At 58.7% G+C, this 14,000-nt stretch carries 10 protein-coding genes; 5 read left to right on the top strand and 5 right to left on the bottom strand.

Features of this window, described 5'->3' with window-relative positions:
• The first annotated feature begins 251 nt into the window (after positions 1-251).
• Together BCY78_RS19585 and BCY78_RS19580 are read left to right on the top strand one after the other, a co-directional pair.
• Positions 252-1,412: an efflux RND transporter periplasmic adaptor subunit gene (locus BCY78_RS19585; RefSeq protein ID WP_083195174.1), complete on the top strand. Its 1,161-nt coding sequence runs from the start codon at positions 252-254 to the stop codon at positions 1,410-1,412.
• Positions 1,409-4,444: an efflux RND transporter permease subunit gene (locus tag BCY78_RS19580; RefSeq protein ID WP_068305222.1), complete on the top strand. Its 3,036-nt coding sequence runs from the start codon at positions 1,409-1,411 to the stop codon at positions 4,442-4,444. Before BCY78_RS19585 ends, BCY78_RS19580 begins: the two co-directional genes overlap by 4 nt.
• Before the next feature lie 449 nt (positions 4,445-4,893).
• Here BCY78_RS19580 and BCY78_RS19575 read toward each other — a convergent pair whose 3' ends face one another.
• From BCY78_RS19575 to BCY78_RS19565, 4 genes are all read right to left on the bottom strand, one after another.
• On the bottom strand, positions 4,894-6,126 hold the full coding sequence (locus tag BCY78_RS19575; protein WP_068305221.1) for a type II toxin-antitoxin system HipA family toxin: 1,233 nt from the start codon (positions 6,124-6,126) through the stop codon (positions 4,894-4,896).
• Entirely contained in the window at positions 6,119-6,769 is a 651-nt protein-coding gene (locus BCY78_RS19570) for a helix-turn-helix domain-containing protein (RefSeq protein ID WP_233499445.1), read from the bottom strand. Before BCY78_RS19570 ends, BCY78_RS19575 begins: the two co-directional genes overlap by 8 nt.
• Before the next feature lie 156 nt (positions 6,770-6,925).
• Entirely contained in the window at positions 6,926-7,276 is a 351-nt protein-coding gene (locus tag BCY78_RS26215; protein ID WP_158515964.1) for a zincin-like metallopeptidase domain-containing protein, read from the bottom strand.
• A 230-nt stretch (positions 7,277-7,506) separates the two neighbouring features.
• Positions 7,507-7,764 carry a hypothetical protein gene (locus tag BCY78_RS19565; RefSeq protein ID WP_068305218.1) on the bottom strand — a complete coding sequence of 86 codons (258 nt, stop codon included), beginning with the start codon at positions 7,762-7,764 and terminating at the stop codon, positions 7,507-7,509.
• A 285-nt stretch (positions 7,765-8,049) separates the two neighbouring features.
• On the opposite strand from BCY78_RS19565, the gene hemA reads away from it, so the two are divergent.
• A complete protein-coding gene (gene hemA, locus BCY78_RS19560; RefSeq protein WP_083195173.1) occupies positions 8,050-9,294 on the top strand; it encodes a 5-aminolevulinate synthase in 1,245 nt (414 codons plus the stop codon).
• 275 nt (positions 9,295-9,569) lie between these two features.
• Here the strand turns inward: hemA and BCY78_RS19555 are convergent, their stop codons facing one another.
• The gene (locus tag BCY78_RS19555; RefSeq protein WP_068305216.1) at positions 9,570-11,333 is read right to left on the bottom strand and encodes a Hint domain-containing protein; all 1,764 of its coding nucleotides are present in this window, start codon (positions 11,331-11,333) and stop codon (positions 9,570-9,572) included.
• A gap of 454 nt (positions 11,334-11,787) precedes the next feature.
• On the opposite strand from BCY78_RS19555, the gene BCY78_RS25330 reads away from it, so the two are divergent.
• A complete protein-coding gene (locus BCY78_RS25330) occupies positions 11,788-12,306 on the top strand; it encodes a hypothetical protein (protein WP_139103234.1) in 519 nt (172 codons plus the stop codon).
• Positions 12,307-13,340: 1,034 nt separating this feature from the next.
• Entirely contained in the window at positions 13,341-13,625 is a 285-nt protein-coding gene (locus BCY78_RS25325) for a hypothetical protein (protein WP_139103233.1), read from the top strand.
• Positions 13,626-14,000 lie beyond the last annotated feature (375 nt).

Here is a 14,000-nt window from a genome sequence, read left to right as displayed (position 1 = left end):
CCGAGTATCTATCTCGGAATGTCCTCTCGCGCGCTGAGACGGCTCTCCCTGCGCCATCGCGCCAAATGCGACGCAAACACCTTTGACTGAGGCATTCCTCGGACCTTGGTCGGTTACCTGGAACAATTGAATCATTTACTTTGCAACGAAACCTCTGGCTGTGGAATCACCGCCAATCACCACCAAGACACGCCCCATCACGCGCCAATCAAAAGACGCGACACACGGTCAGATTGTAGAAACTTGGCACAATGAGAGCCTTTCATTTAGCAGCTCTAGCAGCTCTGTTGGGCGGGCGGGCCTTTGCCGAAGCCGCCCCTGTACAGTTCCAGCCAATGCCGACAGAGGCGCCAGTCTATGCTGTCGAGCAGACGGTCCTGTCGGATGCCCTGAACGCCTATGGCCACGTCGTAGCCCCAAGTGTCTGGGTGTTGAGCGCACCTCTCTCCGGGACGCAGGTTACGGAGGTTCTGGTCCGCCCAGGAGACCGCGTCGTAGCGGGCCAAGTTCTCGTGCAACTCGAGACACATCGTGCCGTTTTGGCGTTGCAAGAGGCCGAAACACGCGTGAATGCGGCCAGGGCACAGGATGAAGCCGCCAGGGAAACTCTGGAGCTCCTGATCCGTCGTGAAGAGATCCAAGCCGCAGCCGTCGCGCGCTTTGATCGGCTAGAAGGTCAAGGTGTCATTGCTGAGACCCAGATCGAGGCCACACGGGCGGATCTGCTACGTGTCATGACCGAAAGGGCCCAAGTCCAAGGATCTGCCGCTCAACGCGCAGCTGACCTCGCCTTGGCAACCCTCTCACGAGATCAAGCTCGCCTTGATCTGGACGCTCTGGAGCTGCGAGCTCACACTGGAGGGATTATTCTGGCCGTCGGCACACAGCCGGGGGCCGAACCAACGCCCCAAGCGTCCCTCGTAACCATAGCGGCCGATCACAGAAGCGAAGTCGTCGTCGATGTCCCGGTAGCACGCCTCGCCGACCTCCGCATCGGGGATGGCGCAATTGTCATCCTTCCCGGTGGCGAACGCATATCGACGACCCTGTCAGCGGTTCCTGCCGGAAGCTCCAACGGGATCAGCCAGATCCGCCTGGAGCTACCAAATGGTGTCACCCCTCCTCCAGGACTTCCCGTCCGCGTGGAATTTGCAACGGACCGCCGTAACGGTATCGCCGTACCCCTGATCTCTCTTTTGCCGCTGGATAACGGCTTTGGTGTCCTGCGCATCGAGCAAGGGAGGCTTCACTCGCAGCCCGTCACTCTTGGCACTCCCCTTCAGAACGACCTCGTTGAGATCCGCGCCGGATTGCACGATGGGGATGTGATCGTGATGAACGCCCAAGGGGCGCTTCGTCCAGGCGACAGGACCGTCGTGCCTGCCATTCTGACGCAACGGCGGATGCCATGACGCCCTCGACCTGGGCCATCAAGAACCCGTTCTGGCCGTTTCTGATCATCGCCTTGATGGCCGTACTGGGGGTGGCAGCCGCATTGCGCCTCCCGCAGACCCATTTGCCACAGCTCGGCTTGGATCGCATCGATATCGAGCTCTCCACGCCCGGCCTCAGTGCGACAGAAATCCAAACACGCATTCTAGGTCCCGCAGAGGCCATCCTGAGAGGCACGGAAGGGCTTCTCGGCATCACGACCTCAGCAACCTCCGGCACGACACGCATCACCCTGGAGCTGGGAGATCCCGCAGCCCTTCAACGTCTTCAGCCTGAAATCGAAGATCGGCTGCAGCGCCTGCGCGCCAGTACAGATGGCGCGATCACCGCCCACACCATCACCACCCGCGCAGGACGCGCCAGCCCTTTGCGCACAATAGCCGTGACAAACGATAGCCTCCCGCTTGGCACCATAGGCCGCCAGGTTGTCGAGGAATGGCAGCCCGCGCTGACCCAAATCTCCGGCATTCGGCACGTCGCAGTAACCGGAGCATGGCTCCCCAAACTGCTGATTGAGGCAGACGCTCTCCGCTTGGCCGGCGTCGGCCTAACCCCCTCAGACCTCCATCAGCGACTCCCCGCAATCCTCGAGGAACGAACAACCGCCCCCGCAGAGCAAAACCCAAGCCTGTCGCTCCGGGCCCTTCTTCCCGACGAGCTCGCAGCGCACCCGATCTCTTTGGCCGACGGCAGCCGCATCGCCCTGAGTGAGGTCGCCCATATGCGCCTCATGGACACTCCCCCAGAGACGATCGTCCGCTACAATGGCGCCCCCGCAATACTCCTGACCATTCTGCCCCAGCCCCACGTCGACGTACCCAGCACCGCCCTTCAGGTCGATGACGAACTTGCACGACTGCGCGCGCTCACCCCCGGGACACACCTGACAGTCGTCGACGATGGCGCCGCCATCGTTGCAGAAAGCCTTGAAGCCACCTGGCGTACATTGCTCGAAGGCTGCGCCTTGGTCATTCTCGTTGTCGCTGTCGCTCTACGATCCCTGCGTGCAACATTCGTCGCGGCGCTCGCGCTACCGCTATCAATCCTGCCGACGCTCGCACTGATGGATGCCTTCGGCCTCTCCCTCAATCTCATCAGCCTTCTCGGGTTAACGCTTGCCGCCGGACTGCTCGTGGATGACGCCATTGTTGAAGTCGAGAATATTCAGCAGCGCCTCGACAAGGGAATGGAGCCCAAGAAGGCCGCCCGAACCGGCGCCAGGGCGATCAGCCGCGCGGTCGCGGCGACCACGTTCGCAGTGATCGCCGTGTTCCTGCCCGTCGCGTTCATGCCGGGGCTCGCTGGCCGATACTTCATGGATTTTGGCCTCACGATCTCCATCGCATCGCTTGTATCGCTCGCTGTCGCGCGGCTGGTCATCCCCCCCCTCGCAGCGCAGGTGCTAAAGACCAGACAAAATCACGCAAAGGGGCTCAAAGGGGCTCCGACAGAGGCCAACAACGGTCTCGCTCGCCTGTTCCAAATCTGCGTAGAGCACCCGATTGCCATCAGCCTACTCCTGATCGGCATCACCCTGCCCACATCGATCGCGGTCTTTGAACGACCGGGAACGTTCATCCCTGAAGCCCCCGGCGAGCGCATGGCCTATCTCATCGTGCATGCCTCGGACACGCCCCTTCCCGAGACCGACGCGGCCCTCAACGCGCTGGCCGGTCGTGTGTGGGGCTTGGCCGGTGTTCTTTCTTTACGCACCGAAGCCGGCCTACCCAATGAAGGAAGCCATGCCGGCATCCTGCAGATTAGCCTATCGCCTCAAGCCACAGAGCAGGAGCGCGCGGACATAGATGGACGGGTTCGCAGTCAAACCGACGCGCTCGTCTTGCGCCTCACCGAAACAGGCCAGCCACGGCTTGCGCTACACCTCTTCGAGACAGGAAGCCTCTCGTCGCCCTACGGCGCGCTGCCCCTTGCCCTCGAAACCCTCGTCGCCTCGCCCGAAATAGCCCAGGCTCATGCTCTGGGAGGAAACCTTCGCCCCGCCCTCCGCTTCCTGCAAGATCCCAGTGCGATCACAGCCCTCGGTCTTGATGCCAATGCAATAGCCAACGCCATCGCGCTTACCGATCCCAGGCAGGCAAGTACGCCACTGCCCGACATTACCCTCGCAGATGGGCGCATCCTACCCATCGAGTTTTCTGTATCAGGAGATCTGGAAGATCCCTTGGCAACGGTTACGCTCCAGACCCCTAGCGGCGCCATTCTGCCCCTCAGCACCCTGATCCGCCCCGAAATCGTTCTTGAACCGCTTGCGATAGAACGTCGGAACGGCCAAGCGACACTCCCCATCTGGATAGAACCGGCCCCAGGGATTACCCCGAGCCAGGCAATGCAGGCCGCCCACCGCAGCTTGGCAGCGCCAGAAACATCCGCTCGTCACCCCATGCTCTCGATCACACCTTCCGGCAACGAAGAGCAACGCGCCAGCATGGTTGCCGCTCTCGCCAATGCCATGCTCCTCTCGATGCTCGTGCTCGGTGCAACCTTGTTCGCGCTCTTCAGGTCCGTAACCCGAACCCTCATTATTATTCTCACGCTCCCCCTCGCACTCATCGGAGCCTTCGCAGGCCTGGCCTTGACAGGCTTGCCGCTCTCGCTGCCTGTCTACCTCGGCGTCATGCTTTGCCTCGGCATCGTCGCCAAGAATGCGATCCTTATTCTTGATGCCGCTCAGCGAAACGAGCAGCTGGGCAGCTCCTCGAGAGATGCCATGATCAAAGCATGTCTTGAAAGATCTCGCCCCATCCTCATGACGAGCTTGGCCATGATTGCAGGAATGGTGCCCGCCGTCCTGGAAGGGTCAGAGGGATCCATATTCAGAGCACCGCTCGCCATAACCGTGATTGCCGGTATCTCTACTGCAACAATCCTGGCATTCTTTGCCGTGCCTGCAATGGACTCGATCTCAAAGCCGCTGAGAAGAAGCCGGAAAGACCCTCTGGCAAAACTTGCCCGAGAAGCACGGCTGATATAAAATGTGACCCATCCACAAAGAGCCCGCACCGTGCTGTAACGCACTGGATTATTTGCATTTATTACCCAAAACGTCGTGCTCGCGGGACAGATCTCGCCCCCATTCTTCCTACACGTGCTGCTCGGCGTAAGCGTACCGCTTTTGGCCTCGACCTAACGCGGATTCCAACAGGCCAACATCGCGCAGCCCATGCGAGCCACCCCCGATGTCAATGACCAGTGTTGGATAGCCTCAACCACTTCGCGCGCCATCCAACGTGGTTCTGTCACCGCTTCACCAACTTGATAAGAGTTTCGCGATGAACCCCCGCACGCTCGCGGATCAAGCTGTCCATTTCAGGTGACACACCTAACTCGCATCGGTCAATGCTACGCACCAACTGCCCCGACTCACACTCGGCAAGCGACTGGACTTTTGCATCGGTAAGACATTTCATTAGCCTGACCCTCTCACACTTTGGCATCGCCGGCGATCGGCAGGGTTTCCAGATGCCGGTCGATCGCGTCGATCACACCCGCCCCCATGGGCAGATGTGTCTTCTCGGACGCCCAACGCTGCATGAACAGCTCAACCGTCTCACGCGCGGTGTCGATCACCAGCTTACGAGGCAAGGCGGCTTTGCTGGCAAGGTGCAAAAGCTCGTCCTCGGTGAATTCATCGAAGCGACGCGTGCGACTGAAATTCAACGCCGACTGATCGCCAGGGATATAGGGGATAGTCGACACGAAATCATAGGCGGGCGACAGCTTTGCCTGTCTTTGATCGGGGTAGATCAAAGACCAGTTCTTCAGGTGCATATCGCCGTTACCAATGAGGGTGTTGAATGTCAGACGTCGGATGAACTCGGCGACATCGGCATGATCGGATTCGGTCGCGATGACCGAGGCGATGTTGCGAAAACTCGCCTTCTTGTACTTGTCGTCGGCGTAGACGCCGTAGACCTGAGCGAAGTCCTCGATATGGACAGAAGTCCCGTCGTCGCGACGGTCAAAGCGCTCGACAATAAAGGCCTTGTCACCCAGCCGGTCGATGCCTGCGGGCAGGTTTCCGATGGCTCCGACATCGACGAGATCAATGGCAGGCACATCGATCCCGACCGTGCGTGCCAGCGTCATCATCGAGAATTCGTTTTCGGGGACACCGCGATATTCATACGAGGGCAGCTTGACGATCCATCCGCCCCCTACGCCGCTCGCTGGGATGGTCAGACCGCCGGAAGCGTTGGTGATGGCGGAGAATTTCAGCTGCACGCCCGCGAGCGAGAAGCGCAGCATGTTCTCTTGCAGTTTCTCTTCTTCCGCTTCGCCTAGATCAGCCACGGAAGGCCATGCCTCGCCGTCGGATGGTTCGACAGTCACGGCACCTGGAAGGTCACGCCCCAAGGCCCATATCAGGAAGAATTCGCGTTGTTTGTGGATACCTGCCAACCCAGCAAGGTAGCGGCGCAAATGCCCCTCTGGCAGGAGGTTCGAGAAGAACGGCGACAGCTTCAGCTTAATCGGCCTGAAGTCGGTGATCAGGTCGCCGTATTGATCCTTGAAGCCTAGCCCGAGTGTCGGGCGATCGGCGTTGTCAATGTAGGTGTCAGAAAAGGCAAAGACGGACTTCTCTCCGCCAACATGGGTGAGCGTGCCGATCGGTTCGCCGTAAAGCTTGACAGTGAGGACAGTGACATCAGGCATCGTCATCCTCCTCGTCCAGTGAGTAGGCAGGACGAGGCGGCGCGTCGGCCGTATCGGGCATCGGTGCGTGCGCTGCCTTGTTGCGGATGGTGCGCATAAGGCTGATGCTCTTGTTCATTGCTGCGAGCTGCTTCGCAGGTCGGGTCATTTCTTCCATTGCATGGCGCAATTCTCGTAGCCCTTCGGGCTCCAATACAGGCAACTTGAGCCGCTGCAAGTCAGCGAACGACTTCCGAATTTGGTCAACGCCCTCAAATTTCGGCATAGAAATTTGCAAGTTGCGGATCACGTCGTTTATGCGCTCCATCTCGCGCTGCGCCGCGATCGCTCCACTGTGCTGGCTTGCGGTGATCTGTCTGCTTAGCGACCGGACGGCTGGCACCGCCTTGCGCGGGACAAGCGCAAGCTCCAGATCAAGCGCATTGGCTAGGGCGACAAGGCTGGAGAGGCGCAGATCAACAGCTCCCGCTTCGATGCGGGAAATCTGCGCTTGCGGCACACCTGCCAGCGCGCTCAGATCACGCTGACTCAAGCCCTTGGCTTGCCTGGCGGCCTGAAGTCTCTCTGCGATGGCTTGCGCTGCGTAGGTCATCTTGATGTTCCTTTCTGCATGCAATGCGATCATCGATACAGAAAAGAACATCGATCCCAAACAGAGATTTCAAGATATGATGCAGAATTGAGTATCGAAATAAGGTGTCGATATCGCAATCTGCATCTGAAGAACATCGCCGAGACCACCTCGGCTCCGTTTCTGCCCTCGCAGGGGCACCGCCTCCCATAAGGCGAAGCCGCCGCATTACGCGGTGACCTCTTCAACTTCATCGCCCCATGCCTTGCGCTCAAAATCCCGATCCAGACGCCTCTTGTGCTTGGTCCAGCGGGTCAGCTCATGGGCAAGGATTGCATAGTCGGCCTCGGGAGAAACAAAACTCTCAAAGACAGACATCTGCACATGATCAGTGCTGCCGCTGTAATAGGCCTTCCCGCCCCCGTGGCGGATATCGGCCTCGGTCGCGGTAAAGAATGCGTCCGCAGACTGACCGCTCCACCTGCCAGCTTGGCGATGTAGGAGTGAGACGGTTCCATTTCTCTGGTCACGTCCTGCTACGCCATGCCCGCATGGGCACGAGCAGCAATCGTGGTAGATGGCAAGGAAGCAGCGTCACCTTGATACGGCCATGGATCAGGACGCGCTTGCTCCGAACGGGTGAAAGAGCGACAGGCCAGCGGGCGCCCTTGATGCCCAAACCCAATCGGCAAGCCCTTCTCTTGAGTGAGGGACGCACAGGAGGCGGGGCAGATCACACCGCTGGCAGAGATCTCTTTAACGCGGCCAGCGAGGGAGCCGATCGGCGCCCTCTCCTTTGGCCATGTTGCTCATGCGGCGATGAGATCGAGGAACGACAGAGCGGCCGGGCGGTTTCCGTGGTGCGGATACGCCATGCTCGGGGTGTAGATCTCGTGCTGAAGCACGCTGGAGGAATGGAAACCGCCGCAGGCCGGGCAGCGCCAATCAATAGCGATCACAGAGCCTCGGGCAGCGCTCCAGTCAGCATCGTCCAGGTAGAGTTCGAGCTCAATCTTGCTGAATTCACGTACCGCACCACATTCGAAATCAGGACACTGAAGTTGCATGAGAGCCTCCAAGTTTCTCGCCTTTTACTAAAAAGCCAGGAAACTCAGGCCGGACTATGGTCGGATTGCAGCTCAGCCGTGAAGATTCAGGGATTTTGTGTGGCACGGCACCGGAGGCACACGCTCTGGCCCTACAGCCCGTCGGGATGACCACACGGCCTACCCAGGAGCGGGCCTCGGCTCAAAACCTCCGCGACTGAAGTCGGAGGCTTTCCCAGACCTTAGGCGGATGTATCAACTCGGCCCCGAGATAGGATCGATGCACGCAAGCCAGGTGAGAACTCCATGCCGATGTCGACCGACCGCTATCAATCATTCTTCGTTGACGCGCTCGACCGACTGCACGAGGAAGGCCGCTACCGTGAGTTCGAAGCCATCGAACGCATCAAGGGCGCTTTCCCTCAGGCATGGCGATCGGCGTCGACGGGTGATCGCCCCAAGATCGCCGTGTGGTGTGGCAACGACTATCTGGGCATGGCACAGCATCCGGAAGTGCTTTCCAGCATGAAAGAGGCCCTCGATGCTTGCGGGGCAGGCTCGGGCGGCACACGGAACATTTCCGGCACCACCCGTTACCACACGGCCCTGGAAGCCGGCTTGGCAGGTTTGCACCAGACACAGGGCGCCCTTGTGTTCTCTTCCGCCTATGTCGCCAATGATGCCGCGCTTTCGACGCTGCGCCAGCTGATCCCGGGTCTGATCATCTACTCTGATGAGCTCAACCACGCCTCGATGATCGCGGGGATTCGGCGCCACCCAGGACCAACACGGGTTTTTCGGCATAATGATATCGAGCATCTTGAGGCTCTTCTGGCCGCGGATGACCCCTCAGCACCAAAACTGATCGCCTTTGAGTCCATCTACTCAATGGATGGGGATTTCGCTCCGATCGGGGCGATCTGCGTCTTGGCACGTAAATACGATGCGCTGACATACCTCGATGAAGTTCACGCTGTTGGCATGTATGGCCCGCGTGGCGCCGGCGTTGCCGCGCGCGATGGCCTGGCGGAACAGATCGACATCTTCAATGGAACCTTGGGCAAGGCTTTCGGCGTCTTTGGTGGCTATATTGCCGCGTCGGCTGAGATCGTCGATGCAATCCGCTCCTATGCGCCGGGCTTCATATTCACAACGTCCCTTCCCCCTGTTGTTGCGGCAGGTGCGCTTAAGGCCATAGAAATTCTCGCAGGGGACGAGGGGGACAAATTGCGGGCATGTCATCAGGCGAACGCAAAAAATCTCAAGCGCATGCTGCTCGATATCGGGGTGCCGCTTGTCGACCACGGCAGCCACATCATCCCCGTCATTGTTGGGGATCCCGTCCATTGCAAGATGCTCTCCAGAAGACTGATCAATGAGTTCGGCATCTATTCTCAACCTATCAACTTCCCGACTGTCCCGCGGGGCACTGAGCGGTTGCGGTTCACGCCAAGTCCCCTGCACGGCGAATTCGAGGTTCGCAAACTGGTGCGCGCCCTTGATGTCCTGTGGAGTGACTGCGAGTTCCAGCGGGGGGCGGGTGTTGCGTGACACTTCGCGCGATATCTAATCCTCTCAGAATTTTACCAGACAGCATGACGACTTTAACACGACATTAGGCCGAAAAACACACGACAGATTTGATCATCACAGTCCCGCAGCCTGCAGCAGTGCCTCGTTCATCCGCGTCTGCCAGCCCCGCCCCTACGGCCCTCTGTGATGGCGAGCGGGGCGGGGCTGGCTTTCCCGTCCCAGGGGGGAGGCACTCCCCCTGAAAGGCACCCATGGCCGCGCGCTCAAGCGAAGTCGAACGCGCGACAAAAAGGTCAGGCAGCAATCAGCAGGCCCGCCTCAGCAGAGGTCAGGACAGGTCGAACAGCCTCGAATCTTGCCAAGCCAACATTCGTCGCCAGAGCGGGAAATGCCTGCAGAAGAGACGCTCTGCTTGCAGCATCCAAAGCACTCAACACACCCTCGGCAGGCTGGAAGCTCTCACTCCAAGCACCCTCAGAACAAATGATCTCGTGGGCTTCGCACATGACATGAATATAGCTGACGGGTCCCGGCGCATCTTGTGTAACCCCTGGGATACCCAAAAGGTCAGCGGCACAAACGAGCACCTCCGGCTCGCCAAAGAGCAGTTCCGCACGGGCACCGCTCAACAGAATTCGGTGCCGCGGAGATACGCGTAAATCTCTTTGCGGCGAGTTTTCCCCCAGCGCGCCAGCGGCGATACAGATCGGCGCGGCCGCAGGACAAGCACCGATCTCCCCTGCGGTGAGATCACGCCGCCCAACCCAAACCAGCGGCTGATATCCGTGGTCACGCGTCAGAACCTCATCACCCGCAACCAAGTCTTCGACAGCCACCTGCCCGCGCCGGGTGTCAATCCTTGTGCCGGGAGTAAAGCAGATGATCTCCTCGAAATTCTCGAAGTCCAGACGAGCGCCATCGGCGAACACAACATAGCCGGAATATGTGGACGTCCCATCGCCGTTATCGATCGTGCTCGTGATGGTAACGACAGGATCAGGGTCGCCCGGCGCAGGATCCGGCAAGACCAGCGTATCAAACCCACTGGAACCGCTGATAAACCCAGTCGTACTAACGACCTCGACGTGATCATCACCAGACCCGAGCTGCAATGCCTCAATTTCGGAAAAAGACGTCGTCGAGATGCCGTCCGAAATACTGCCCGCCTCCTGCCCGGAGTAGGTCACCGTCATGCCAGAGGTGAGTGCTCCGGCATCGATGGTATCGCCCAAGGTCTCCCCTGTCTCACCACCAACGATCAGGTTTGACCCAAAGCCGTCATACACCCTGAAGACATCATCCCCGGATCCGCCGTAGGCAGTATCGTTGCCCTGATCAAGAACAAGGGTGTCATTGCCATAGCCGACCTCAGGCGTATCACCAGGAAGCTGTCCGCCAAGGTCGCCAAAAACACCATCGCCATAAAGCGTGTCGTCTCCGGCCCCCCCTTGAACGAGATCTGCGCCCCCTCCCCCGGCGATTTTGTCATCACCAGAACCACCATCAATGGTATCATCACCCAAGCCGGCATAAACCGTATCAGCACCAGCATTTGCGTAAATTACATTCCCGCTATCATCGATCTGATCGCTTTGGAGATCGGTGTATCCGAAATCCATAAGCTCTCCGCTGTCGAGCCCGTCGACCTCTCCATTGGAAGAACCGCCAAGATCATAGGGCGCGCTCGGATCTATGTTGAATGACACGGAGACGCTGCTCAAGAGCGGCAGCCCCTCTGGCAGATACAGGTAGAGTTGGCCTTGCGTCTCAAAGGCCATGACTTCACGAGAGTCCACGGTGATGCCCAGAAGGGAAATCGTGGAGATCGTACCACTTCCAAGATAGGTCATGTCCGTCGCTGCCGCGCCATCCAGTGACACGGAAGCCGAGCCAAGATCGTCTGCCGTCAACTGCCCGTTGTTGTCGGCAAACGTCGCATCAAGAGCTCCGAAAAAGGTATTGATGAGGCTGGAGCCAACCAGCCCTCCCGCATAAAGGTCGACTAAGCTGCCATCGTAGGCATACACGCTGCCAGTGGTGCTTGTTGAAACGCTCATAGATGCAGATCTCCCTTGGGAAAGTTGTGGTTCCTCAGGGGGAGAACACAGCGAGAAGCCTATCGCCCCCTTTGCATCCTTAACGATCCAGCCAGATGTCGGCGCGAAGCCGCATCAAGAGCGTCTATTTTAAGGCCGGGGCCGCTCTATTTCGTGAGTTTGCGCCGGGAAAGAAACAGTCTTGGCGAAACAAATTAATTGCCAAAGCAACATAAAGGTCAATGATTCTGATGTTTTAAGGCAGGGCAGTCCGATAAATTCATGTGTGAAATATTCGTGTTATAAATCAGAGGAGCGATTCTCGATCTCCAGAACGCCATAAATTGTCATGTCAACTTATAGCCCAATCCTCAGACCTGAAGCTCCAATCTGATTATGGTGACTCTGAAATATATAAAAACGCGTGCTCCGGTCAGATAAAACCATCACCGCGACCAGCGGCCGCAGGCTTCTGATGAACGCCAACCTTGCCGGTCGCCGGATCTCGCCTGAACACCTGCAGGTCCCCGGAGAGGCAGCGACAACCTTCGATGGGACGGCCTATGAGACCACGTTCTCGCTCCCGTCGAAGTATGACGGCTATCGCCGGCCGTTGCTCGAGGACCGTGGCGTGAGTGTCATCACCTCAGTGAGGACGCTACGGCTAGCGCGCCTCTTCACGCCGGCGTTGCGCTGCCTTGAAGAGACGTTGCGAGCTCATGACAGCGTCCATCCGTTCTGCCGGAGCCTGGCCAAGTTAGCATGGCAAGAAATCCGGACACTGAACCCGCCAGACGTTCGAGGGAGGCAGCACCTGCCCTCCAGCGAAGACTTTCTCGACGAGTCTTCGCTGTTCCCACCAATCCGCACCCGCGGCAAACGCAGGAAACAAAAGGAAAGTGGCCGTGAAGACGTGGCCCATGCGGAGGTGCGCCTTGCAGGATCCTCACGACGCAGTCGGTCTGAACCTGCTGCGATCTCAATACAACTTTAACGAAACTCTGCTCTTCTATTAAGCACGATCAATCACAAGAGCGAGGGGCCGATCAATGCGCCTTCAATGCGAGAATGCAGAATGCGGGATCTGGGAAGAGTTGGATCCCAAAGAACATCTGAGACTTCGCCGAGAGTATGAGGCCGCATATCCGACATCTGCACAATCATCCGTGGTAAGCCTTCAGTGGCGATGCCCCGGGTGCCGGCAACTCCAAACCTCCACGATGCTGGAATCCGAGGCTTGGGCCTATGAAAGCCCTCAGCTTTACAATGCCACCCATGCCATGCCAGCCCGCTTCGCCAGCTCAGCATTTCTATAGGACCCACCCAAAGATCAGCTTGAGTAGGTTGACCCAGATCAACTCCGCGCAAAAATAAACCTGTAAGATGCTGGATATCCAACAATCAGGTATTGGAACTGCGCGATGCCCAATGTCCCTCCTTACTGGATAGTCCATGTCATCACCGATTTGATCGCTGCCTCGCGAGAGGCGGGGCTGAGCGCAACCTCATCGGCTTTGCACGCCGCCAGGCTCATAGCCCTTGAAGAACTCCGAGAAAGCGAGCCCAAGCTCTTACCGCCGGAGCAAACACACAAGACGTCTCATCCCAACGCCTCATGCGCACAGGTCCTTGCCTTCACACCGAAAGCGCAACCCAATCACAAGTTCCCATGACCTGATGATACCCGGCCACAGCCCGACGCAAGCCTACCTGGAATGGAGCGCCAGAAATTGGTCTAGGTCTCGTGACGCGAAGGGCTGCCCCTGGCCACCAGCAAGCGAGCCGCCCCCTCTAGCCTTAGGCAATGCAAAAATCATCGGTCGCAAGCTGCAGGACAGATATATGTTTATCATTGCTTCACGAATCGTATGCGATTAGTGTTAGGTACTGTCCCACACTATCTGCCTTTTCTTTGCCGCCCGAGTTTCGGGCGGCTTTTTTATACCCCCCCGACAGGCTCCGAGGGAAATTTTATGTAGTAAGCCTCTAAGCCCTTCCCTTGGTCGTGTTGCCTTGGCAATATAAACCTTGCCTTTACTTCTCTCGCCTAAAAAACCCTGGATTGTGCAGAGTGAGAAAAATATCCCCATGGTAGAGTGGCGTGTCTCAAAAATCTCGTACATCAGCACGCGTGGTTGTGCCGATATTGTTTTTGAAAAATCTACGGAACCTGGCACGCCGCCGGTGGTCGTGACCATCCCCGAGATTTCCATCCATGAAGGCCTCGAAGAGGCGACCCGAAAAGCCGTGTCGATCCTCTCGGAGGCCTGCGCGTATCTCGTTGATAGCAAAAAGCAATCCGAAACGAGATGACTCCCGCGTCGGGCTGGGCTTCCTACTGGAGCAGAGGCCCCGCAGAAAGATCACACAGCGCGCGCCACAAGGCGCTCGGGCAGGGAACCGCACCGGCCGCAGCCCCTTACACAGCCCCCAGACAGCGCCTTGGGCCCTCTCAGCACCTTGGGCATGGGTCTCGGATGGCAAGCCCTGCCGGCGGGAATGCGCAGCCTGGGGCCGACAGTCGGGTCCTGCCCTCACATTACGCCGGCGGCTCCCGGTCAAAAGCCGTCCCCGGACCTCGCCCCCTGAACGCCCCGCATTGTCTTGGTGAGCGGCTAGGCTCGGCGGCACGCCAGGCTCCCGTCAGACGCCAAGAGGGCAGATGTGTCGCACACGCAAGCGCAGCAT

It is taken from the genome of Pararhodobacter sp. CCB-MM2 (assembly GCF_001691415.1).
Lineage (GTDB): Bacteria > Pseudomonadota > Alphaproteobacteria > Rhodobacterales > Rhodobacteraceae > Pararhodobacter.
Note: the sequence above shows the minus strand (reverse complement) of the source record. Positions and strands in the feature narration are given on the sequence as shown.